Origin of the sequence: Roseovarius faecimaris, assembly GCF_009762325.1 — a bacterium.
Classification (GTDB): Bacteria; Pseudomonadota; Alphaproteobacteria; order Rhodobacterales; family Rhodobacteraceae; genus Roseovarius; species Roseovarius faecimaris.
On the sequence record NZ_CP034348.1, the window covers coordinates 2,613,208 to 2,635,637 of the forward strand.

A 22,430-nucleotide genomic window follows, 5' to 3' on the forward strand; every position below is an offset into this window, starting at 1 on the left:
AAGGGGTATGCTGAACCAAATCACACATGGACAACCCACTGATAAACCTGGGCTTTTGATCGTTCACGGGCTGTATGGCTCGGGGCGGAACTGGGGGGTGATCGCAAAGCGTCTGTCGGATGAACGGCAGGTGGTGGCGGTGGATATGCGCAACCACGGCCTTAGCCCCTGGGAAAACACTCATACATATCAGGACCTTGCGGATGATTTGGCCGAGGTTCTGGAGGCATTGGACGGCCCCTTTGATGTTTTGGGGCACTCGATGGGCGGCAAGGCGGCGATGGTGCTGGCGCTACGTCAGCCCGCGCTGGTGAACCGGCTGATCGTGGCAGATATTGCGCCCGTGGCCTATACCCACACCCAGATACAGTATATCGAGGCGATGCGGGCGGTGGATTTGAGCAAGGTTAACAAACGCTCAGACGCCGAAGATCAGCTCAGACCGCTGGTGGACGATCCTACGCTGGTCAGCTTTTTCACCCAATCCCTTGATGTGAAAGAGAAAAAATGGCGCCTGAACCTCGACACGCTGGCCGGGGAAATGCCGCGAATCCTGTCTTTCCCCGAGATCGACGGAGAATTTGACAAGCCGACGCTGTTTTTGTCAGGCGCAAACTCGGATTACGTCAAGCGAGAGCACCGGGACCGAATCAAGTCTTTGTTTCCAAAGGCGGGTTTCCTGAAAATCCCCGGCGCGGGCCACTGGCTTCATGCCGAAAAACCGCGCGAATTCGAGGCGGCGGTCCGGGCTTGGCTGAACCGCTGAATTTTGTACAAAACGTACAAAATGACCCCCTGTTTTGTACAATCGGCAGTGGCGCGCGGCGGCGTCAGCTTTCGTAAAGCTTTTTCGCAATGACATAGCTGACCGGAAAGGCGGCCAGAAACCCCGCAAGCCCCCCGGCGAGGATCGGGAAAAGCGTCCCGTAGCCCAGCACCAGCGCCGCGACGATGCCCATACCCCCCAGGGTCGAGCCGATGAAAAGATGCAGGATCAGGCTGAGCCGAACCATCCACGGCCTCCGTCTTGTGATGCGGCTGACGGTAGAGCGGCACAGACTGGCGCGCCTTGATACAGGTCAGTTTCGCGGCACCTACAATATGTGACCTATCTGCCCACCTGTGGTGGAATATCACCCAAACCCAGCGAGATATGGTTGATCTGCCCCTCTGCGCCCGCTAGGACTGGCCGCACAGGTGCATAGACGCGGTATGTATTTTTCTGACGGCAAGGTCCGGCGCTCTTGGGTGGCGGGCCTTGTTTTTTGGTGGATGCGGGATGGCAGACATTAAAACCCCCGGTTCCGGTCCGAGGTTTACCCGTGAGGTGCCCCTCCGGGCAATTCACACAGAAAAGGCGTCAAAAGGTGCGCAGACGCGGTCTTTGCATTCTTCTGACGCCTTCCTGAAACACGTTTCCCCGAAGGGTCCCGCGTATCAAACCGCACCCCCGAAAGGGATTAGCGTGGCCGTCGGGCCGAAGCCCTTGGACCTGCCCCTCACCCCCGAAAGGGATCAGGACGCGTTAGCGTGATCCGAAGATCGCCACCAACCGCACAAGCACATCAGGACATGACATTTTCGTTGCTCCGAAGAGCGCGGATACCGACACATCCCCAGGGGAGTGGTTTGCAGAGGTCGTTAACCAGCGAGCTGGCCCCGGTTCCCCGCCCCGGCCCCCCGGCCAGCGCGCCCTGCGTCTGATCCAGGATCGTCAGCAGGTAGGTTGAGGATTGCGCGAGGGGGTGAGTCGGGCAAGGGAAAAATGCGGGGTGGGGTGAATTTCTTGGGGATTAAAGTGTTGATAAAGTTGAGGTTTTCTTGTGGATAAGTGGGGAAAGGTGAGGAGTGACAAGGGTTTGTGGGGGGATAAACTTGAAACGGATCAAACTTCCAAATTGTTAATACTAGCAAACACCAATTGCACTTGCGAAACGTTGTAATGCCACGCGGAGCATGCAAAGCTCTAGCAATCTCGCAACCAATTGGAGTAGCCCCCTGAAAGTGGTCCACCAACTGGGATAGATTATCCCGCAAATTGGAGGATCAGCGATGGCTGGAAAACGAGAGAAGCCCGAAGAGATTGTTTCGAAGCTTCGACAGGTTGAAGTTCTGCAGGGGCAAGGCGCGACGATTGTCGAGGCAGTGCGCCAAATCGGCGTGACGCAACAGACGTTCTATCGATGGCGAAAGCTCTATGGCGGGATGCAGCGGTCTCAGCTTGCCCGTCTGAAAGAGCTGGAGAAAGAGAACCAAAGGCTGCGTCGAGCGGTGTCCGATTTGACCTTGGATAAGCTCATCCTGACGGAAGCCGCAAAGGGAAACTTCTGAGCCCTTCGCGTCGCCGGAAATGCGTCGACCATGTGCGGCAGGAGCTTGGCGTGTCTGAACGCCGCGCCTGCCGCGCACTTGGGCAGCATCGATCGACGCAGCGCAAGGTCCCCCAAGGCCGTGCTGATGAAGCGCGATTGACCGACGACATCATTGAGCTGGCCGACCAGTACGGGCGCTATGGGTATCGCATGGTCACTGGTTTGCTGAACAACGCTGGGTGGTGTGTGAATCATAAGCGGGTTGAACGGATATGGCGGCGTGAAGGGCTGAAGGTTCCACAGAAACAGAAGAAGAAAGGGCGGCTTTGGCTGAACGACGGATCATGCGTGCGTCTCAGGCCCGAACGACCGAACCACGTTTGGTCCTATGACTTCGTGCAGGATCGAACCGCTGATGGGCGCGTCTATCGAACGCTCAACATCATCGACGAATACACCAGGGAGGCGCTGATGATCCGCGTCGATCGCAAACTCAACTCAACCGATGTGCTGGATGCACTGACCGACCTGTTCATCCTGCGTGGCCCGCCGGAGTGGATAAGATCCGACAACGGACCAGAATTTATCGCTCAGAAGGTGCGAGACTGGATCGCCGCCGTCGGAGCAAAAACGGCCTACATCGAACCAGGGTCGCCTTGGGAGAATGGATATTGCGAAAGCTTCAACGCCCGTTTCCGCGACGAGCTACTCAACGGCGAAATCTTCTATACCTTACGCGAGGCTCAAATCCTGATCGAGCAATGGCGCGTCCACTACAACACGGTCAGACCCCACAGCGCATTGGGTTACCGCCCACCCGCGCCCAAAAGCATCGTTCCAATGGACCAGAGGCCCACGATGCACTAACAATTAAACCGGACCACCCGAAGGGGGCACGCCAATCTAAATGGCATTACCTACTGCTTATTTGACAAGCGCTAAAAACCTAAAGCCTATTCTGGAAGCGATGCAAACCGCACAAGCTCCTGACAAATTCACAACGAGATTCCTGGTTAGTTTGGGCTTTTCGTCGAGCAGCGATCGTTTAATTATTGGCGTTTTGAAAGCGCTCGGTTTTCTAGACCAAGACGGCAAGCCCACTGATAGATACTATCGTTATCTTGACCAGACACAGTCTGAAAAGGTCTTGGCCGAGGGAATAAGAGAAGCTTACGAAGACCTGTTTAAAATACGCACAGACGCCCAAAACCTATCTTCTGCGGAAGTAATAAACAAAGCCAAAACGCTATCTCAAGGAAGCATGAGCGAGTCTGTTTTGAAGAAGTTTTCTCTAACTTTCAGCTCGCTAGTTAAGTTGGCCGATTTCTCTGATCCTGTTCTAGTCGCCGGTTCTCCTGCAAGCGTTACTGAGGACGAAACAGAGGATTCCACTGCTAGCGAAGTGGAAAAATCGCCGTCCAACCCCAAAAGACAAACAAAAAGCTCTTTGGGTGGGCTGCACTACAACATTCAAATCATTTTACCTGCCACACGTGATCCTGCGATTTATGATGCGCTTTTCAAAAGCTTAAAGGAACACATCATTGAGTAGTTCGAATGATCTTTACTCGGGTTTGTTTCGAGCATTTCTTACCGAAGAAGCACTAGACCGCGCTGGTCGTGTGAAAAGCTCAGCTTTTGAGGCCGATTTGGCTGAGCTTGAGCAACTGATAGGTTTGGCAGCGCTAGATGATGTTTTGGTTTCAAATGCGAAGAATATGTCTGTCGTCTACACAGCGATTGCAGCTTTCGAAAACTCCGTACGGGAATTGATAACTTCGACATTATTGGAAAATGTCGGTGCCGCGTGGTGGGAGGATTGCGTTTCAAAAAAAATCCGAGACGCAGCAGACTCTAGGCGAAAAGAAGAAGAAAAAGTGAAATGGCACACGCAACGTGGGTCAGACCCAATTCAGTACACCATGCTTCCCAATCTTCTGAACATCATCCGACAGAACGGCGATTATTTTGAGGACTTTATTCACGACATCGATTGGGCAGCCAGCATATTTGACACCGTAGAAAAGTCTCGAAATGTCATCATGCACAGCGGAACTCTATCAAAGAGAGACATCGCTCGTCTTGGTTCACTATTTAGAGACTGGAATACTCAGGTTGCCACCTAGATCAACCACCCACCTTCAGCACCGGTCCAACAATACACAAACGGGGTGGGCACGTGATTGGCTGCGCCAATACCTTCCGCCCACTCACCTTAAAAATGGATGCTACTCATCCATTTTTAAGGCGCTGATAAACGCCTCTTGAGGGATGTCCACCTTCCCGAACTGCCGCATCTTCTTTTTCCCGCCTTCTGCTTCTCCAGCAGCTTCTTCTTCCCTGATGCGTCGCCGCTAACCCGCGTCACCTCCCAAGAAACTCGGTGAGGCCGCAAATCGTGTGAGTAAACAAATCGCCTATCTGCAAAGGGGTGAAACTGTGGTCTCGCCCCCTGGTTTTGGTGCTTAGTCGATACCGAGCATCGACTTGGCTTCGGCGAGCTTGGCCATGGACGCGGCGTGATCGCCGCCGTCATGCAGCTCTTCACCCTCGGCGCGCAGGGCCTTGACCTTGGTCATATCGCCTTCGGACAGGCTGGCGCTTTCCATGGCGGCATCGATGGCGGCCATGTCGGCGGGGCAGGATCCGGCCAGCGCGGGGGCGGCGGCGAGGGCGAAGGCGGCGGTGAGAAGAATGTGTTTCATGTGTTCGATCCTCCTATTGAGACAAGTAAGGTAGCACGGCGGAGTGCAACGTCCAGTTGTTTGAGGGCGCTATGGACGTGAGCGGGCGTTGTCTGAGCAGGCGTTCACAGGCTGTTAACCCTGGGACGGGCATGATGCGGTATGTCGGAGTATCGCAGACCAAGGATCACCGGGGCGCAGGTGTTTTTCACCGTGGCGCTGGCGCGGCGGGGCTCGTCTCTGCTCACCGATGAGGTGACGCGCCTGCGCGAGGCGGTGCGGGTGACGAAGGCGGAGCGGCCGTTCGAGATCGGGGCCTGGGTTCTCCTGCCGGATCATTTGCATTGCATTTGGACGCTGCCTGCGGGGGATGCGGATTTCTCGACACGGTGGAGATTGATCAAATCCCGGTTTTCCCGCGGATTGCCGAAGGGGCCGCTGCGGGCGAGCCATGAGTTGCGACAGGAGCGGGGCATCTGGCAGAGACGCTTTTGGGAGCACCATATCCGTGACCGGAACGATTATCTTGTGCATTTGCGCTATTGCTGGATGAACCCGGTGAAGCATGGGCTTGTGGAGCGCCCTGAGGACTGGCCATATTCCAGCCTTCACCGCGATGCCCGTTTCCGAGCAGATATGGGTTTGGCGATGTAGGGTGCGTGATTTCACGCACCTGTGGCTGAGGGGCTGGTTTGGTGCGTGCAAGCACGCACCCTACGGAGTTGGATCAGTCATCCATCTTCAAAGCCGAAATAAACGCCTCCTGAGGGATATCGACCTTCCCGAACTGGCGCATCTTCTTTTTCCCCGCCTTCTGCTTTTCCAGCAGCTTCTTCTTCCGCGTGGCGTCGCCGCCATAGCATTTCGCCGTCACGTCCTTGCGCAAAGCGGATAGCGTCTCGCGCGCGATCACCTTGCCGCCAATGGCCGCCTGGATCGGGATCTTGAACATGTGGCGCGGGATCAGGTCCTTGAGCTTTTCGCACATGGCGCGGCCGCGCATCTCGGCGCGGTCCCGGTGGACCATCATCGACAGGGCATCGACCGGCTCTTCATTGACCAGCACGGACATCTTGACGAGGCTGTCCTCGCGGTAGCCCTCAAGCTGATAATCGAAGGAGGCATAGCCCTTGGTCACGGATTTCAGCCGGTCGTAGAAGTCGAACACCACCTCGTTCAAGGGCAGGTCATAGACCACCATGGCACGCGAGCCGGCATAGGTGAGGTCCATCTGGATACCGCGGCGGTCCTGGCAGAGCTTGAGCACGTCGCCCAGATATTCATCCGGCACCAGGATCGTGGCCTTGATGCGAGGCTCTTCGATATGGTCGATATGGGAGGGGTCGGGCATGTCGGCGGGGTTGTGCAGGTCGAACTGCGTGCCGTCCTTCATGTAGACGTGGTAGATCACCGAGGGCGCGGTGGTGATCAGCTCGATATCATATTCCCGTTCGATCCGGTCGCGGATCACCTCAAGGTGCAAAAGCCCGAGGAAACCGCAGCGGAAGCCGAACCCCAGCGCGGCGGAGGTTTCCATCTCATAGCTGAAAGAGGCGTCGTTCAGCGCGAGCTTTTCAATGGCGTCGCGCATATCCTCGAACTCGGCCGAATCCACCGGGAAGAGGCCGCAGAACACCACCGGCTGCGAGGGTTTGAAGCCCGGCAGCGGCTTGTCTGCACCCTTTTTTTCATGGGTGATCGTATCGCCCACCTTGGTGTCGCGCACCTGTTTGATCGAGGCGGTGATAAAGCCGATCTCGCCGGGGCCGAGCGCGTCGATGGGCTGCATCGCCGGGCGGAAGACGCCGATCCGGTCCACGCCATAGCGCGCGCCGGTCTGCATCATCTTGATCTGGTCGCCCTTCTTGAGCACCCCGTCCATGATCCGCACCAGCACGACGACGCCGAGGTAAGGGTCATACCAGCTATCCACCAGCATGGCCTTCAGGGGCGCGTCCGCATCGCCCTTGGGCGGCGGCAGGTGGTGCACGATGGCCTCCAGCGTTTCGGTGATGCCCTGGCCTGTCTTGGCGGAGACAGGAATGGCGCCCGAGGCGTCGATGCCGATGACATCCTCGATCTGCTCGGCCACGCGGTCGATATCCGACGCAGGCAGGTCGATCTTGTTGAGCACGGGGATCAGCTCGTGATCGGCATCAATCGCCTGATAGACATTGGCCAGCGTCTGCGCCTCGACGCCCTGCGTTGAGTCCACCACCAGAAGCGAGCCCTCGACCGCGCGCATGGAGCGGGAGACCTCATAGGCGAAATCCACATGGCCGGGCGTGTCGATCAGGTTGAGCACATATTGCTCACCGTTCTGCGCGGTATAGTCGATCCGCACGGTGTTGGCCTTGATGGTGATGCCCCGCTCGCGCTCGATATCCATAGAATCGAGCATCTGCTCTTTCATGTCGCGTTCAGCGACGGTGTTGGTCTGCTGAATCAGCCGGTCGGCCAGGGTGGATTTCCCATGGTCGATATGCGCCACGATGGAGAAATTGCGGATATGCGAAAGCGGTGTCATGGGCTTGATATGTAGGGGTTTTGAAGGGGGGTCAATGGGGTCTTTGTTGGAGTGAATGCGAATCCACGCAACGGGCCACCCGGAGAGGCGCACGGCAGTCTTTATTGCCCTTCTCACGCTGGAGCAAGAGCAACGGGCACCGGGAGTGCGGTGCGGGGACGGTCGGATTACTCCGCCGCGTCCTGCCCCGCATCCTCCATTGCCGCCAGCTCGCCCAGGGTCACGGGCTTCAGGGGCGGGCGGATGCGGTAGTGGCCGGTGGTGTCGGGGGGTTGGCCATGGGCGGCGGAGAGGAGGGCTGTGACCGTGAGGCCGCAATAGCGGCCTTGGCAGGGGCCCATGCCGGCACGGCCGAAGGCTTTGGTCTGGTTGGGGCCGGTGCAGCCGAGTTTGGCATAGCCGCGGATATCCCCGGCGGTGACTTCCTCGCAGCGGCAGATCACGGTGCTGTCGGCGGGGGCGAGAGCCTCGGCGCAGGGCGGATAGGCCGCATCGAGGAAGGGGCGCGCGGCCAGTTCGTGGGCGAGCGCGCGGCGCAGGGGGGCGGCCTGTGCGTCCCGGTTGGAGGCCGGGAGCTGGCCACTTTGCTGCGCGATCTGGAGGGCGGCGAGGCGCCCGGCAACTTCCGCCGCCTTCGCGCCGCCGATCCCGCCCCCGTCACCGGCAATGTATACATCCTGAACCGAGCTTTCGCCCCATGCATCAAGCTGTGGCACAAAGCAGGCTTGCGCGGAATTCCAGATATGCGCCACGTCGAGCGAGCGGGCGGCCTGGGTGTTGGGCACAACGCCGTGATGCAGAAAGACCGTGTCGCAGGCGAGGCGTTGCGCGCGCCCCCGGCTGGTGAAACGGACGGCCTCGGCCCGGTCCGCGCCCTCGATGGCAATGCCGGTCGCGCCAGTATAGCGCGGCACCCCGGCGCGACGGATTTCTGCCAGCATTTTCAGGCCCTTGATCATGTAGCGCCAGCCGCGCAGGGCGCCGGTGAGATGGCGCGCGGCGCGGGTCATGTCAGACAGGCTCTGGGTTTCGACCATGGCGGCGGGCGGCGTGCCGGCGCGCACCATCTGGGCGGCGATCAGATAGAGGAGAGGGCCGGAGCCAACAAGGACAGCGCGGCGGGCAAGCACGCCCGATTGCTTGAGCAGGATCTGCCCCGCGCCGGCGGTCATCACGCCCGGCAGGGTCCAGCCCGGCAGCGGCATGGGCCGTTCCAGCGCGCCGGTGGCCAGAAGGATGCGCCCGGCGGTAAGCTGGGCGGCGCGGCCCGCCCGCGTGTAGGAGAGGCGAAAGCCGTCTTCGATGGCCCAGACCACGGCGCCGGAGATATGCTCCACACCGCTCTGGCGGAGCGCCGAGGTCAGGGTTGTGCCGTGGGCATAGTCCGCGCCCAGAACCTCGCCGCGCAGGCCCGCCGCGCGGTCCACATCGCGATAGATCTGCCCGCCGGGGCGGGGCTGTTCATCGAGCAGGGTGACGGAGAGGCCAAACGCGGCCGCCTGGGCGGCGGCGGCCATGCCCGCGGGGCCGGCCCCGATGATGGCAAGATCACGCTGCGTCATTCCCATGCCTCCCCTGCCTGCGGGCGGGTCAGAACGAGCCCCTCGGAGACTTCCATCATGCAGGCTTGCCGGGTCACGCCATCGACCTCGACGAGGCAGTCGAAGCACGCCCCCATCATGCAGAAGGGCGCGCGCGGGGCGCCGGAGACGGGGGTGTGGCGGAACACCTCGACCCCTACCGCAAGCAGGGCGGCGGCGAGGTTGGCCCCGTCAGGCAGGCTCAGCGATGCGCCGTCAAAGGACACATCCACGCGCGGGGCGTCTTCGGTCTCAAGAAAGGGCGAAGCGGGATTCACTGAACACCTCCAGATCGGGCGCGGCCGCGGTCCCTTCGAGCCAGTCGGGCAAAAGCCGGGCATGGGCGGCGGCCAGGGTAATGCCGCTGTGACAGGTCACGAGATAGGCGCCGGGCATCTCGGCGCTTTGCTGATAGATCGGCAGGCCGTCGGGCGACAGCACCCGCAAAGCGCCCCAGCTGCGCACAAGCTGCGCCTTTGCCAGCGCCGGATAGGCGGCAATGGCCTCGGCGGCGAGTTTGCTCAGGCCGGGCTGGGTCACGCGGTCGTCATGGCCCACCTCTTCGTTGGTGGCTCCGATCTGAATGCCGCCTTCATCCACCTGCCGCGCGATGAGCGAGGGTCGATTGATCAGTTTCGGCAGTTTCTCGGTGATCAGCACCTGACCGCGCTGGGGCCGGATCGGCGCCTTGAAGCCCAGCTTGGGGCCCAACTGCGCCGCGCCCAGCCCGGCGGAAAGCACCAGTTTGCCAGAGGTCACGCGCGTGCCATCGGCGCAGGTGGTCACGAAGGCATCGGGCTTGGCCACATCGGTCACGGTCTTGGAGGTGAGCACCCGCCCGCCCAGGCGGCGCACATTGGCAGCCAGGGACATGAGCAGTTTCAAAGGGTTGGCGTGACCGTCCTGGTGATGCAGGATCGCGCCCACCACCTTCGGCCCGATATGGGGCTCTTCCTTGCGCAGGGCGTTGTGGCCAAGCACCTCATAGGGGTAATTGCCGCCCAGCGCGTCTTTGAGTTTTTCGTATTTGGCGACGGTCTCTTCCAGCGTTTCTTCGGAGAAATGCAGGTCATAACCGCCATTCTGTTCCAGGGGGATCGCCTGGCCGGTGCCATCGCCCAGCTCACCCGCGAAGTCAGCCCAGATCGAGGCGGATTGCTGTGACCATTCGGCATAGCGCGGCTGGTTCATGCCCTTGGATTGCACCCAGACGAGGCCGAAATTGCCCCGGCTGGCGCGGAACGACCCGTCATCGCCGTCCAGCACGGTGACCGTCCGCCCGCGCCGGAGCAGGCCCCAGGCGACCGAGAGGCCAACAACGCCGCCTCCGATAATGGCATAATCGGTGTCCATCGCGCTCATCCGCTGGTGAAAGGCTGTGTCAGGGCGACGTGTATCGCCGCCCTGAGAAGGGAGAGATCAGTTCCCGGCTGCGGCAACCTTATCGAGGATCGCCTGACCCCATTCGGCGCCGACATCTTCCAGCACCGCGGGCCAGACTTTTTCGCGCACTGTCGCGGCCATTGTGGCCAGTTCGTCATCGCTCAGCGTGGCCACGGTGGCCCCCAGTTCATCGACGAGGCGTTGCTCGTTCTTGGCCTGGTCGCTTTCGGCCACTTCCCAGCGGGTCGCCTCGAACGCGGCGGCCTGTTCCTTGAGGGTGGCCTGATCTTCGTCCGAGAGCTCGGCGAGGCTGCCGTTGGAGATGATCATGTACCACACTTCAAAATGCGTGTTGGCGGGGATGTAGGTTTTGGTCACGTCACGGAAGGAGGCATAGTAGCCTTCCGCGCCCGAGCCGATCACGCCGTCAACCACACCGGTCTGCACGGCGGTGAAGGCTTCGGAGAAGGGGATGGGTGCCGGGATGTAGCCCAGGGCTTCGCCGGTGAGCTGGAAGCTCTTGATGCCGGGCACGCGGACCTTGATGCCGTTGGGTTCGACCGAGCCCGCATTGGGGTTCTCGACATTCAGCGAGATGCCGCCGAAATAGACCGGATAGGCGGCGAGCATGGTGATGTCCTGCTCGGCGTAAAGCTCGGCCATGGTCTCGCGCACGACGCCGCCGGGGCCATAGACCGCGCGGGCCTGATCCCAGTTGCCGGCAAGATAGGGGAAAGAGCTGATCTGCATGCGGCGGTCAGCGGCGGTGGCGGCGGGTTGCGTCGCCATGTCGATGGCGCCCACGCTGATGCGTTCCTGCACGGTGGTGTAGTCGCCCAGCGCCGAGGCCGGGAAGATGTTGACATTGACAGAGCCGCCGGTGGCTTCGGCCACAGAGGCCGAGAAGGCGCGCAGCTCGACATCGATGGTGGCGTCCTGCGGGCGCACGTGGCTCATCTTGAGGTCGGCCGCAGAGGCGTAGCTGCTCAGCGCCATGAGGGCGGCGGCGGCAGTGGTCAGGAAGGCATGTTTCATTTGGATCTCCTCCGGTTTGGTGTTGGTTGGTTCAGGGGTTTCAGGGGGCCACGTCATATCCGAAGAAACGCGGCAGGAAGAGCGACAGGTCCGGCCAGAGCGAGGTGAGAAACACCACCGGCACATAGCCGAAGAGGATAAGCTTCATCGCGGGCGGGATCACCTTGGTGACCTTCACCTTGCCGATGCGCGCCCCGAGATAGAGGATCGAGGCATAGGGCGGCGTGACCCCGCCCATGGCCGTGTTGACCCCCATGATGGCGGCGAACTGCACAGGGCTGACGCCGATGGCCTGCATCAGGGGCAGAAGCAGCGGAGCAATCAGGATGATGGCGGTCACATCGTTGACGACCATGCCGACAAGGAACAGCATGATGTTGATCATGATCAGCAGCACGACCTTGTTCTCGGTGATCGAGAAGATGCCCTGCACGATTTGCTGCGGGATGCTTTCATAGACGAACATCTGGCTGAGGATCATGGAAAAGAGGATCATCATCATGATGGCGCCGACAGCGGTGGCGGCTTCCTTGCCGGCCGACAGGAAATTATCCCATTTCAGGCCCTTGTAGATCAGGAAACCCACCGGCACGGCATAGATCACAGCGACGGCGGCGGCCTCGGTCGGGGTCATGATGCCGCCATAGATGCCGCCCAGGATGATCACCGGCATCAGAAGCGCGGGGAAAGCATGAAAGCCGCGCCGCGCCACTTCGCCGGACAGCTCGGAAAAGCTGGGCTTGTCATCGAGCTTGAGGTTGAACTTGCGCGCCATGACGAGGTTGATCACCGAAAAGGCCACCATGATCAGCAGGCCCGGGCCGAGCGTGGCCAGGAAACAGGCCAGGATCGAGGTGTCGGTGACCCAGCCATAGACGATCATGGTGACCGAGGGCGGGATCAGCAGGCCCAGGATGGACGAGTTGGCAATGAGGGCGGTGGCGTATTCCCGCGGATAGCCGCGCGCCTCCATTTCCGGGATCAGGAGCGGGCCGATGGCGGCGATGCCGGTCAGCCCCGAGCCGGAGATGGCCCCGATCACGGCGCAGGACACGGCGGCCACCACGCCCAGGCCGCCGCGCACATGGCCGATAAAGGCGTTGACGAAGCGCAAGAGCGAGGCGGCTATCCCGCTTTCGGACATGATCGTGCCCGCCAGCACAAACAGAGGGATCGCGAGGATCACCGGGTTGCCAAGCTGCTGGAAGCCCCAGAGCATCATGCCTTTCATGGTCACGTCGCCCATGAAATACATCACCATCAGCGCCGAGCCAAAGCAGTAGGGCAGCGGCACGCCAAGCGTGAGCGTGATCACCAGAAGGGCGATGGCGACAAGGGCAATCTCGATCATTGCGGCGCTCCGTTGCGCAGGGTGCGGATGTGGCGCATCAGGTGCCAGGCGGTGTAGATCATCATCAGCGCAAGGCCAGTCAGAAGGGCGATGTCGGAATAGAAGGTCGGGATGTAGAGCGTCGGGCTTTCGCGCCAGACGCGCCAGGCATATTGCGTGTAATCCCAGGCCCAGCTCAGAAGCCAGAGGCCGACGATCAGGCTGATCACCTCGCCGATGATGGCAAGGATGGTGTGGCCGCGATCGGTTTTAATGAAGATTTCCAGCACGTTCGCGCGGATATGCGTGTTTTCGCGCGAGGCGTTGACCGAGCCGAGGATATAGAGCCAGAGCGTGGGATAGAGCATCGTCTCTTCCAGCCCCATGACCGGAACCTGAAGCACATAGCGGGTGATGACCTGAACGAACTGGCCCAGAGCCACGGCGCAGATCAGCGCGGTCAGCAGATACTTGGCGAATGTGTCCATATGTCCCCCGGCCTCCCAGATTGGTCTGAACAGGCTCGCCCACCATCTCACTGGAGGTTGGACATTAAATCAATTTGATAATATCTCTAACTTCATAAATTGAGTTTATGGAAAGGCTCTGCGATGCACCTGACCCTGCGCCAGCTTGCCACGTTTCGCGAAGTGATGCGCTCGGGCTCGATCAGTCAGGCGGCCCGCGCGGTGGGGCGCACGCAGCCGGCCGTGTCCACCATGGTGCAGACGCTGGAAAACCAGCTTGGCTTTGCCCTGTTCGAGCGCAGCCACGGCAAGCTGACCCCCACGCCCGAGGCACGGTTTTTCCTGGAAGAATGCGAGGATATCCTGGGCCGGGTCGAACGCACTGAGCGCACGCTGGAACGGATCAGCGCGTTGCAGTCGGGCACGCTCAAGATCGCGTGCCACCCGGCGGCCTCAAGCGTGTTCCTGCCGCGCCTTCTGACCCGTTTCCTGACCGGGCGCGAGGAATTGGCGGTGTCGTTCATCATGCGGTCGTCAGGGGTGATCGAAGACCTGATCGCCTCGCAGCAATATGACCTCGGCTTTTCCGAGACCCCGGCCCCGCGCCCGTCGATCCGCCAGTCGGATTATGACCTTGAATGCGTCTGTGTGCTGCCCTGGGGCGATCCTCTGGCCAGCGCCAGTGTGGTCACGCCACAGGATCTGGACGGGCGGCCGATGGCCGTTCTGTTCGAGGAACACCTGACCGCGATCCAGACCGAAGAGGCGTTTCGCGCCGCGGGTTGCCGGTTCAACAAGCGGCTGGAGCTGCGCACCTTTCTGCCCGGCCTGCAATTCGTGGCGGCCGGCACCTGCGTGATGGTCTGTGACATGATCACCGCCTATAGCCACATCCTGCAGGCCCCGGAGGGCGCGGCACTTGCGATCCGGCGGTTCCGGCCGCGCATTTCCAGCAGCGTGTCAATCCTCACGCCCGGCTATACGACGCAATCCATGGCGGGTCAGGCCTTTATCGCAGAGTTGAAAGCCGCGGTCGCGGGGGTCGAGCGAGAGATCAACACCCTGCTCGGCCCGCCCTGACCCCGCAGAACGGCCCGCCCCTGCCCGCGCGACCCGATCTTGTGAATTGAAAAACCGCGCCGGATCGGGCAAAAGACACCTACGGTTCGGGCGAGCAGGCACGATGAGGGCGAAACGCCCCGACAGGCCCGACCGGAGACAGAGGCGCAGAGATGAAACAGGTCATCCTTCTTTTGGTTATCACGGCGCTTGCGGGCTGTGGCGGCGTACACAAGGCCCGCAAGGACGCGCGGCTGGGTCAGTCCAGCCCGCCCCCGGTGGCGTCGACCCCGTCGAACCCGATCACGACGGGTGTGCAGAATGTGCCCGCCGCCCCGGTGCAGCGGCCCTTTGCCTCGGGCCCGTTGCAGAAGGCCTGTATCGCGTCCGACCGCAAGGCGCGCTCGCGCGAGCTGTGCGGGTGCATTCAGGCGGTGGCGGACCAGACATTGTCGGGCGCGCAGCAGCGCGTCGCCGTCAGCTTTTACGCCGATCCGCACCGCGCGCAGGTGATCCGCCAGTCGGACAAGGCATCGCACGAGGCATTCTGGCAGGCTTACAAGAATTACGGCGAGACAGCGCAGCGGATCTGCGGGTAAGCGTCAGGCCTTGAGCCGGTAGCCGCGCCGGAACATGCCGAGCGCGACCAGACCCACGGCCAGCGTCGACAGAAGCGCCACCGCAAGACCCAGCCAGGGCGAGCTGTCCGAGACGCCGATCATGCCATAGCGGAACCCGTCGATGAGATAGAAGATCGGGTTGAGATGCGTGGCCTCGTAAAGCCCGGGCGGCAGCGCCTGTACCGAGTAGAACGTGCCCGACAGGAAGGCGAGCGGTGTCACGATGAAATTGGTGATCGCGGCCATCTGGTCGAATTTGTTGGCAAAAATGCCCGCAATGATGCCGAGCCCGCCCAGAAAGGCCGCGCCCAGCGTGGCAAAGATGAGCGCCCAGAGCGGGTACACAGGCAAGAGGCCGAGGAAGACCGCAAGCCCCGACGCCACCGCCAGCGCCACCAGCACCCCGCGCCCCACGGCCCCGGCCATATAGCCCAGCACCATCTCGCCCGCCGAGAGCGGCGGCATGAGCGTGTCGACGATATTGCCCTGCACCTTGGAAATGACAATCGACGACGAGGTGTTGGCAAAGGCGTTCTGGATCACGGTCATCATCAGGATGCCGGGGGCGATGAAATGGGTGAAGGGCACGCCCATGACGTCCCCGCGACGCGGCCCGATGGCAATGGAGAAGATCACCATGAAGAGCCCGGCAGTGACCAGCGGCGCCAGGAGCGTCTGGGTCCAGACCGCGAGAAAGCGCTGCACCTCGCGCGAGGCGAGCGTGTAGAGCCCGAGCCAGTTCACCCGGCCGAAGCGGCGGGTGCCCATATCGGAGCGGGAGGGCATGTGGTCTGGTCGGTCGGTCATGTGATTCGATGCCTTGTAACTCGGGCGCGAAAGGTTAGAATAGGTGCCTGACCAAGAAACGGAAAGGGCGGCATATGAGCCGCCTTTTGAGATAAAGGAAGGCCGCACATGTCCTGGAGCGACGAGCGCGTAGAGCTGCTGAAGAAAATGTGGGGCGAGGGTCAGTCGGCCAGCCAGATCGCGAAAGAGCTGGGCGGCGTGACGCGCAATGCCGTTATCGGCAAGGTGCACCGTCTGGGCCTGTCGAACCGCAGCGGCGGGGCCAAGAGCAGCGATGCGGGCGCCAAGTCCAAGGCGGATGCAAAACCCAGCGCGAAGCCCAAGGCGAAAGCCAAGGCGGCCCCGAAAGCGGCCCCGGAGACCAAGGCAGAGGAGGCCCCGGCCCCGCAGCCCCAGACCCGCGCGCGCGCGGCGATCATCCCCGCGGGTCAGCGCCTGCCGCCGCAGCCTTCGGCGAACGAGATCGATCCCGAGGCGCTGGCGAAGGTGAGCGAGATCGAGAAAAAGGCGAAGAAGCTGACCCTGATGGAGCTGACCGAGCGGACCTGCAAATGGCCGGTGGGCGATCCGGCGACGGAAAACTTCTGGTTCTGCGGTCTGCCGGTGCAGTCGGGCAAACCCTATTGCGAGGCGCATGTGGGCGTGGCGTTTCAGCCGATGTCCTCGCGCCGCGACCGGAAACGGTAAAGAAAATTCTGCGAATTTTCTTCGCGCCTCCGGCGGGAGTATTTCAGGAACAATGAAAGCAGGGGGGAGCCTCTGCTTTTTTGCTTTGCGTGTCGGGGTGGCTGAGGTATAGCCGCGCCGATGAGCACCAACCCACCCGATCTGAGACCTGACCTGGCACGCGCACGCGTGAGCGACAGCCCGCGCAAGGGCCAGCCGAGCATTGGCATGGTGTCACTGGGCTGTCCCAAGGCATTGGTGGACAGCGAGCGGATCCTGACCCGGCTGCGCGCCGAAGGGTACGGGATCAGCGGAGATTATACCGGCGCCGATGCGGTGATCGTGAACACCTGCGGGTTTCTCGACAGCGCCAAGGCAGAGAGCCTGGAGGCCATTGGCGAGGCGCTGGCGGAGAACGGGCGCGTCATTGTCACCGGCTGTCTGGGGGCGGAGCCTGAGTATATCACCGGGGTGCATCCAAAGGTGCTGGCCGTGACCGGCCCGCATCAGTATGAACAGGTGTTGGACGCCGTGCATCAGGCGGTGCCGCCCAGCCCCGATCCGTTTGTCGACCTGTTGCCCGCGAGCGGTGTGAAGCTGACCCCGAGGCACTATTCTTATCTCAAGATATCAGAGGGTTGTAACCACAAGTGCAAGTTCTGCATTATCCCTGATATGCGGGGGCGTCTTGCCAGCCGGCCGGCCCATGCGGTGATCCGCGAAGCCGAAAAGCTGGTGGAGAACGGGGTTCGGGAATTGCTGGTGATCAGCCAGGACACCTCTGCTTATGGGGTGGATATCAAGCATGCCGAGGCGAACGGGCACCGGGCGCATATCACCGATCTGGCGCGGGATCTGGGGCGGCTGGGGGCCTGGCTGCGGCTGCATTATGTTTATCCTTACCCCCATGTGCGGCAGCTGATTCCGCTTATGGCGGAGGGGCTTGTGCTGCCCTATCTCGATATTCCGTTCCAGCACGCACATCCGGATGTGCTGCGCCGGATGGCGCGGCCTGCGGCGGCGGCGAAGACGCTGGACGAGATCGCGGCCTGGCGGCGGGACTGCCCGGAGATCGCTCTGCGCTCGACCTTTATCGTGGGCTATCCGGGCGAAACCGAGGCCGAATTCCAGACCTTGCTCGACTGGCTGGAGGAAGCGCAGCTCGATCGGGTGGGATGTTTCAAATACGAGAACGTGGAAGGCGCGCGGTCCAACGCCCTGCCCGACCATGTGGATGAAGGTGTGAAGAACGACCGCTGGAATCGCTTTATGGAAAAAGCGCAGGCGATTTCTGTGGAGAAACTGGCGGCCAAGGTTGGATCGATTCAGCAGGTGATTGTCGATGATATCGACGAAGACGGTATCGCCACCTGCCGCACCAAGGCCGATGCGCCCGAGATCGACGGCTGTTTGTTCATCGACGAAGGCACCGAGGCGCTGTCGGTCGGCGATATGGTGAGCGTCGAGGTGGACGAGGCCGGGGAATATGATCTCTGGGGGCGTCTGGTCTGAACGCCCGCATCATTCGGCACGGAGCGAAGCCAGAGAGAATCGACTTGATTTGTTATTAATAACAGATAATTGCGGCGCATAATTCAGATTGCCCACAGGATATACACAGGTTATCCACACTCCGCCCGGCCTCACAATCCCGCGAGCGGAAACAGAGTTTCCCCAACGTTACCAGTGACTTGCCAAAGGAAGCTTGGCAAGCTTGAAACTGCGCATGACGGATGGATAAAATTCATCCCGAATTGCGGGCAAAGACCGTGCGGGGAGACAACATAATCTTGACCCATGATCGGCATTCTGATGGCGCAAAGTTATGTGACCCTGCCTTCAGGAGGCATGAGCCGATGTCGTATCCGCAATACAGCAAAGCCGAAAGGATCGCCGACGGGGTGGTCCATGTGTTTGGTATAGGCGCGGCCCTGACCGGGGTCTGGGTGTTGTTTGCCATTCTGGATCAGAAGCTTGCAGGCGGAACCTACACCGCCGTGGCTGTCTATGCCGGGGCGCTGGTGCTGATGCTGAGCGCCTCGGGCGCCTATCACATCCTGGCGCATACCAGCGCGCGGCCCATCCTGCGGCGGATCGATCACGCGGCGATCTATGTGAAAATCGCGGGCACCTTCACGCCGCTGACGGTGATGCTGGGCTCGGGCTTTGCCTATGTCCTTCTGGCACTTGTCTGGCTTCTGGCGCTCATCGGGGCGTCGGCCAAGCTGATGGCGCGGCGCGGGGAAATGGGCACGGCGTGGCTGCCGTACTTCCTGCTTGGGGCGGCGGGGGTGCTGCTTTTTGTGCCGCTGGCGGGGGTTGTGTCGCTGCTGAGCCTGGTGCTGATGGGGCTGGGCGGGCTGCTCTATACGGTGGGCATCCTGTTTTACTGCTGGGAGAAGCTGCCTTATGCCAACGCGATCTGGCATGTTTTTGTGCTGGCGGCCTCGGCGTCGTTCTTTCTGGGCATCACGACCGCGCTGGCGCAGGCCCGCTGATCCCGCGTTTCAGGCGGATTTGCGGTGGCGCAGGCGTTCCAGCACCTCGGCATTCAGGCAATGCTGTGGCGCATCGCAATGCGCGGGACGGCATTTGGCAAGCCAGGACTCACAGGCACCGACATTGGGGCATGTGCGGCAGGTGGTGACAAGCCTGGCGTAATCGGGGGCCGAAAGCTCGCCCGCGGCCATCGCGTCATAGAGGCTGACCCCCATTGCGCGCGCCACCGAACGGGTCAGCCAGAAGTGCCGGGCGGGATCGCCCAGAAATCTTATTTCAGCGCTCATTCTCTTTCTCCTGGCCCCAGGGGCCAATCGGGGCCTGAAGGCGCGCGCACGCGATCAGGCTGTTTTGCCCTCTCTCAAACGGACGAGCATATCGGCATTGCGGCAATAGTCCGGAGCCTCATCCGCCGATCCCTGCCGCGCGGCGAGCCATGTCTCGCAGTCACCGGGGCAGGAGCAGCCGGTGCAGGACAGCACGGCATCGCCCAGCTGGTCCATGGTCATCCGGCCTTCCATCATGACCTCTTCCAGATCGACGCCTAGCGTGTTGGCCATCCGATCCACGAGATCCGCATGTTTCTTGAAAGTTACGTTGGTCATCCGACACCTCCCTAAGGTATCTCGCGCAGAGCGTGTGATGCCCTGACACTAGGGGAAGGGCCGATTGCGTGCTTTGATGTGGATCAACCGCGCAATGCACGCAGGTAGGCGGTGACGCAATCCTGCACATGCCGGAAGCGGTCACCACCCAGATGTTTGCCGCCATACCAACGGGTTACGACAATTATATGGTCGCGCAAATCCTCGCGTTCGAGCATCCGAAGGATCACCAGACCGGCCCCCGCCTCGCCGTCGTCGCCCTTGAGCGGGGTGCCGTCGCTGCCCAGAATCGCCCAGGTGTTATGGGTCGCCTTGGCGAATTTCTTGTCGCGCTTGAGCGCGCTCAGGAAGGCATCCACCCCGTCACGGCCGGTGACTGGCCCGCCGGAGACGGCATATTTCGAGCCGCGGTCGGAAATGACGCCGGTGAGTTGCAGCATTCAGAGCTGGGCGTCGACCTGGCGGACGATCTCCACGCGCTGTGCATTGGGCGGATGCGTGCCGAGAAACTGATCGCCCGGATCTGGAATCTGGGTGAAAAACTCCGCACCGCGCACGGGGTCATAGCCTGCGCGTTTGGTGATCACGGTGCCGAGCGCATCGGCCTCCAGCTCGAATTCCTTGGAATAGACACGCGCGCCCACTCCGGCACCGATATTGGTTGCCGTCTCGACCGCGGCATTGCTGGCCCCTGTGAGCGCGGTGAGCCCGCCAAAGATCAAAGCCCCTGCTTCGGCGACGTCTCGCTGCCGCGCGAGGTGGCCCGCGATATGGTGACTGGCCTCATGGCCCATGACAAAGGCCAGTTCATCGGCGTTGCGCACGCTGGCAATCAGAGCAAGGTTGAAGGCCAGGATCGGGCGGCCATTGGCATCGAGGGTCTGGAAGGCGTTGGGCGGCTGGCCCGGGCGGTCATCGAGCACGATCTTGAAATCGCAGTTGAGCCGGGGCGCGCGGGCGCGGCATTCCTGCTCGGCCACGGGTTCGACCGTGCGCACCACCTGAGCGAATTGCTGCAATTCGGCGCGCGCGGGCGTGGCCGCGACCGCCGGATCGAAGGCGGGTTGATCCTGCGGGTTCTGCACTGTCGCGACACAGCCCGAGAGCACAAGAGCTGAGATGATAACCAAGATACGCACTGCTCGTCTCCACCTTGAGAGGAAAGACAAGTTTAGCAGGGATTTGGCGCGCCGCCAGCCCCCGGATGATCACCTGAGCGTGTGCTTGCAAAGACCTGCCAAGCGGGTAATCTGCGTCCATGTTTTCCATTGAACACGAATTCGACTCAACGGTGATCACCCTTGTGGACGAGGGCGAGGCGCCGCTGAACGAGGATGTGATTATCAACGCATTCGAAGAGTGCGTGACGATCGAGCAATATGACCCGCGCACCGATCAGATGCACAAGATCACCCTGTCGATCGCGCAACTGACGGATCTGGGCGCGGCGCTGGATTTGCCCGAGGGCGTGTATCAGCGCGCGATGCAGGGCGAATGAGCTTTGGCCCTTGACGGATCGGCCCCCTGCCCTGACATGTGCGGGAACGATGTGACGATGAAGGGGGCCTCATGCCAGACCGAAACCAAGCCGCGCTCGACTTTCTGCTGACCCGCCGCTCGCGCCCGGCCAAAACGCTGGGCCTGCCGGTGCCGACCCGCGCGGAGCTGGAGCCGATTTTGCAGGCCGGGCTGCGCAGCCCGGATCATGGCAAGCTGGAGCCCTGGCGGCTGATCGTGCTGGAACGCGCCGCACTCATGCGCCTGGCGGGGCTGGTCGAGGCGCGCGGGCCCGAGCTGGGCCGCGCCCCGGAGGAGATCGCCAAGGCGCGCAGCCAGTTTGCCGATGCCCATCTGGCGGTGGCGGTGATCGAGGTGCAGAAGACCTCCGAGAAGATCCCGGCGATCGAGCAGAGCTATTCGGCGGGCGCGGTGTGCCTTGCGCTGCTGAATGCGGCGCTGGCCAGTGGCTGGGGGGCGAACTGGCTGAGCGGCTGGGCCAGCCATGACCGGGTCTGGGCCGAGGCCGCGCTGGGGCTTGGCGAGGGCGAGAGGATCGCCGGATTCATTCATATCGGCAGCGAAACAAGCGCCCCGCCCGAGCGGCCACGCCCGGACCCGGCAGCGGTGATTTCCTGGATGAGTGAATGATATTCACGAGCTTTTTCAAGGCGCTTGGTCAGATGGGTGACCGGCGTTTCCGCCGGGTTCTGTTTCTGGGCGTGGTGCTGACCATTGTGTTGCTGGTGGCGGCGACGGCGGGATTGTTCTGGCTGCTGGAGGGCTTGCCGGACGAGACCGGCCTGCCACTGATTGGCCCGGTGACTTGGCTGGACGATATCCTGCAATGGTCAAGCGTCGGGGTGATGCTGCTTTTGTCGGTCTTTCTGATGGTGCCGGTGGCCTCGGCGATCACGTCGCTGTTTCTGGACGAGGTGGCGCAGGCGGTCGAAGACAGGCATTACCCGGATCTGCCGCCTGCGGCGCATGTGTCCTTCTATGACGGGTTTCGCGATTCGGTGAACTTTCTGGGCGTGATCGTCGGGGCCAACCTGCTGGCGCTTCTTGTCTATATCCCGCTGGCCTTCATGGCGCCGGTCATCTTCTGGGCGCTGAACGGGTATCTGTTGGGGATGGAGTATTTCCAGCTTGCCGCGATGCGCCGGATCGGCCGGGTAAAGGCCAAGGAAATGCGCAAGAAACACCGCTGGACGATCTGGCTGGCGGGGGTGCTGATGGCGATGCCGCTGAGCCTGCCGCTGATCAATCTGGTGATCCCGGTGCTGGGGGCGGCGACATTTACCCATCTTTTTCACCGGGTGCAGGCGCGGGAGTGAAGGGGGCAGCTCATCGGGCCCT

The 22,430-nt window shown here is 61.6% G+C and carries 27 protein-coding genes; 13 read left to right on the forward strand and 14 right to left on the reverse strand.

The window, feature by feature from the left end:
* Positions 1-7: 7 nt before the first annotated feature.
* Complete coding sequence (locus EI983_RS13195) at positions 8-766, forward strand: alpha/beta fold hydrolase (RefSeq protein ID WP_157707842.1); 759 nt, start codon at positions 8-10, stop codon at positions 764-766.
* Positions 767-830: 64 nt separating this feature from the next.
* Here EI983_RS13195 and EI983_RS13200 read toward each other — a convergent pair whose 3' ends face one another.
* Entirely contained in the window at positions 831-1,013 is a 183-nt protein-coding gene (locus EI983_RS13200) for a CTP synthetase (protein ID WP_157707843.1), read from the reverse strand.
* Between the two features lie 1,039 nt (positions 1,014-2,052).
* On the opposite strand from EI983_RS13200, the gene EI983_RS13205 reads away from it, so the two are divergent.
* The 3 genes from EI983_RS13205 (at position 2,053) to EI983_RS13215 (ending at position 4,438) form a co-directional block, all read left to right on the forward strand.
* Positions 2,053-3,179, forward strand: a protein-coding gene (locus EI983_RS13205; protein WP_157705192.1) for an IS3 family transposase whose coding sequence is annotated in 2 segments (ribosomal slippage) — positions 2,053-2,317 and positions 2,317-3,179 — 1,128 coding nt in all. Because the reading frame shifts where the segments join, the coding sequence is not laid out codon by codon here.
* 40 nt (positions 3,180-3,219) lie between these two features.
* The gene (locus tag EI983_RS13210; protein WP_157707844.1) at positions 3,220-3,864 is read left to right on the forward strand and encodes a DUF5343 domain-containing protein; all 645 of its coding nucleotides are present in this window, start codon (positions 3,220-3,222) and stop codon (positions 3,862-3,864) included.
* Complete coding sequence (locus EI983_RS13215; protein ID WP_198389297.1) at positions 3,857-4,438, forward strand: Swt1 family HEPN domain-containing protein; 582 nt, start codon at positions 3,857-3,859, stop codon at positions 4,436-4,438. The genes EI983_RS13210 and EI983_RS13215 overlap by 8 nt, the downstream gene beginning before the upstream one ends.
* Before the next feature lie 339 nt (positions 4,439-4,777).
* Here EI983_RS13215 and EI983_RS13225 read toward each other — a convergent pair whose 3' ends face one another.
* Positions 4,778-5,017, reverse strand: coding sequence for a hypothetical protein (locus EI983_RS13225; protein WP_157707845.1), 240 nt, complete (start codon positions 5,015-5,017; stop codon positions 4,778-4,780).
* A 141-nt stretch (positions 5,018-5,158) separates the two neighbouring features.
* Here EI983_RS13225 and EI983_RS13230 point away from each other — a divergent pair, with 141 nt between their 5' ends.
* Positions 5,159-5,650: an REP-associated tyrosine transposase gene (locus EI983_RS13230; protein ID WP_157707846.1), complete on the forward strand. Its 492-nt coding sequence runs from the start codon at positions 5,159-5,161 to the stop codon at positions 5,648-5,650.
* Positions 5,651-5,723: 73 nt separating this feature from the next.
* On the opposite strand, the gene lepA is transcribed toward EI983_RS13230, so the two are convergent.
* The 7 genes from lepA to EI983_RS13265 form a co-directional block, all read right to left on the reverse strand.
* Positions 5,724-7,523 carry a translation elongation factor 4 gene (gene lepA / locus EI983_RS13235; protein WP_157707847.1) on the reverse strand — a complete coding sequence of 600 codons (1,800 nt, stop codon included), beginning with the start codon at positions 7,521-7,523 and terminating at the stop codon, positions 5,724-5,726.
* Positions 7,524-7,690: 167 nt separating this feature from the next.
* Positions 7,691-9,085 (reverse strand): FAD/NAD(P)-dependent oxidoreductase, encoded by a 1,395-nt coding sequence (locus tag EI983_RS13240; protein ID WP_157707848.1) that lies wholly within the window; start codon positions 9,083-9,085, stop codon positions 7,691-7,693.
* Positions 9,082-9,381, reverse strand: a complete 300-nt coding sequence (locus EI983_RS13245) for a (2Fe-2S)-binding protein (protein WP_198389298.1) — start codon at positions 9,379-9,381, stop codon at positions 9,082-9,084. Before EI983_RS13245 ends, EI983_RS13240 begins: the two co-directional genes overlap by 4 nt.
* Positions 9,356-10,456: an NAD(P)/FAD-dependent oxidoreductase gene (locus EI983_RS13250; protein WP_157707850.1), complete on the reverse strand. Its 1,101-nt coding sequence runs from the start codon at positions 10,454-10,456 to the stop codon at positions 9,356-9,358. Before EI983_RS13250 ends, EI983_RS13245 begins: the two co-directional genes overlap by 26 nt.
* 66 nt (positions 10,457-10,522) lie before the next feature.
* Positions 10,523-11,521 carry a TRAP transporter substrate-binding protein DctP gene (dctP, locus tag EI983_RS13255; protein WP_157707851.1) on the reverse strand — a complete coding sequence of 333 codons (999 nt, stop codon included), beginning with the start codon at positions 11,519-11,521 and terminating at the stop codon, positions 10,523-10,525.
* A 40-nt stretch (positions 11,522-11,561) separates the two neighbouring features.
* On the reverse strand, positions 11,562-12,872 hold the full coding sequence (locus EI983_RS13260; protein WP_157707852.1) for a TRAP transporter large permease: 1,311 nt from the start codon (positions 12,870-12,872) through the stop codon (positions 11,562-11,564).
* Entirely contained in the window at positions 12,869-13,339 is a 471-nt protein-coding gene (locus EI983_RS13265) for a TRAP transporter small permease (RefSeq protein ID WP_157707853.1), read from the reverse strand. The genes EI983_RS13260 and EI983_RS13265 overlap by 4 nt, the downstream gene beginning before the upstream one ends.
* Before the next feature lie 123 nt (positions 13,340-13,462).
* Here EI983_RS13265 and EI983_RS13270 point away from each other — a divergent pair, with 123 nt between their 5' ends.
* Together EI983_RS13270 and EI983_RS19360 are read left to right on the forward strand one after the other, a co-directional pair.
* On the forward strand, positions 13,463-14,398 hold the full coding sequence (locus tag EI983_RS13270) for a LysR family transcriptional regulator (protein WP_157707854.1): 936 nt from the start codon (positions 13,463-13,465) through the stop codon (positions 14,396-14,398).
* A gap of 152 nt (positions 14,399-14,550) precedes the next feature.
* On the forward strand, positions 14,551-14,976 hold the full coding sequence (locus EI983_RS19360; protein WP_246162176.1) for a hypothetical protein: 426 nt from the start codon (positions 14,551-14,553) through the stop codon (positions 14,974-14,976).
* A 3-nt stretch (positions 14,977-14,979) separates the two neighbouring features.
* Here EI983_RS19360 and EI983_RS13280 read toward each other — a convergent pair whose 3' ends face one another.
* Positions 14,980-15,804 (reverse strand): ABC transporter permease, encoded by an 825-nt coding sequence (locus tag EI983_RS13280; protein WP_246162177.1) that lies wholly within the window; start codon positions 15,802-15,804, stop codon positions 14,980-14,982.
* Between the two features lie 108 nt (positions 15,805-15,912).
* On the opposite strand from EI983_RS13280, the gene EI983_RS13285 reads away from it, so the two are divergent.
* The 3 genes from EI983_RS13285 to trhA all read left to right on the forward strand — a co-directional run bounded on the left by EI983_RS13285 (position 15,913) and on the right by trhA (position 18,968).
* Positions 15,913-16,491 (forward strand): GcrA family cell cycle regulator, encoded by a 579-nt coding sequence (locus EI983_RS13285; RefSeq protein WP_157707855.1) that lies wholly within the window; start codon positions 15,913-15,915, stop codon positions 16,489-16,491.
* A gap of 120 nt (positions 16,492-16,611) precedes the next feature.
* Complete coding sequence (gene rimO / locus EI983_RS13290) at positions 16,612-17,982, forward strand: 30S ribosomal protein S12 methylthiotransferase RimO (protein ID WP_157707856.1); 1,371 nt, start codon at positions 16,612-16,614, stop codon at positions 17,980-17,982.
* Positions 17,983-18,326: 344 nt separating this feature from the next.
* Positions 18,327-18,968: a PAQR family membrane homeostasis protein TrhA gene (trhA, locus tag EI983_RS13295; RefSeq protein ID WP_157707857.1), complete on the forward strand. Its 642-nt coding sequence runs from the start codon at positions 18,327-18,329 to the stop codon at positions 18,966-18,968.
* 9 nt (positions 18,969-18,977) lie between these two features.
* Here trhA and EI983_RS13300 read toward each other — a convergent pair whose 3' ends face one another.
* The 4 genes from EI983_RS13300 to EI983_RS13315 form a co-directional block, all read right to left on the reverse strand.
* Positions 18,978-19,256 carry a DUF6455 family protein gene (locus EI983_RS13300; protein WP_157707858.1) on the reverse strand — a complete coding sequence of 93 codons (279 nt, stop codon included), beginning with the start codon at positions 19,254-19,256 and terminating at the stop codon, positions 18,978-18,980.
* Positions 19,257-19,310: 54 nt separating this feature from the next.
* Entirely contained in the window at positions 19,311-19,574 is a 264-nt protein-coding gene (locus EI983_RS13305) for a DUF6455 family protein (RefSeq protein ID WP_157707859.1), read from the reverse strand.
* Between the two features lie 83 nt (positions 19,575-19,657).
* Entirely contained in the window at positions 19,658-20,014 is a 357-nt protein-coding gene (locus tag EI983_RS13310) for a YigZ family protein (RefSeq protein WP_157707860.1), read from the reverse strand.
* Complete coding sequence (locus EI983_RS13315; protein WP_157707861.1) at positions 20,015-20,713, reverse strand: M48 family metallopeptidase; 699 nt, start codon at positions 20,711-20,713, stop codon at positions 20,015-20,017.
* A gap of 119 nt (positions 20,714-20,832) precedes the next feature.
* On the opposite strand from EI983_RS13315, the gene EI983_RS13320 reads away from it, so the two are divergent.
* From EI983_RS13320 to EI983_RS13330, 3 genes are all read left to right on the forward strand, one after another.
* A complete protein-coding gene (locus EI983_RS13320) occupies positions 20,833-21,072 on the forward strand; it encodes a hypothetical protein (RefSeq protein WP_157707862.1) in 240 nt (79 codons plus the stop codon).
* 71 nt (positions 21,073-21,143) lie between these two features.
* Entirely contained in the window at positions 21,144-21,722 is a 579-nt protein-coding gene (locus tag EI983_RS13325; RefSeq protein ID WP_157707863.1) for a nitroreductase family protein, read from the forward strand.
* Positions 21,719-22,408 carry an EI24 domain-containing protein gene (locus EI983_RS13330; protein ID WP_157707864.1) on the forward strand — a complete coding sequence of 230 codons (690 nt, stop codon included), beginning with the start codon at positions 21,719-21,721 and terminating at the stop codon, positions 22,406-22,408. Before EI983_RS13325 ends, EI983_RS13330 begins: the two co-directional genes overlap by 4 nt.
* Positions 22,409-22,430 lie beyond the last annotated feature (22 nt).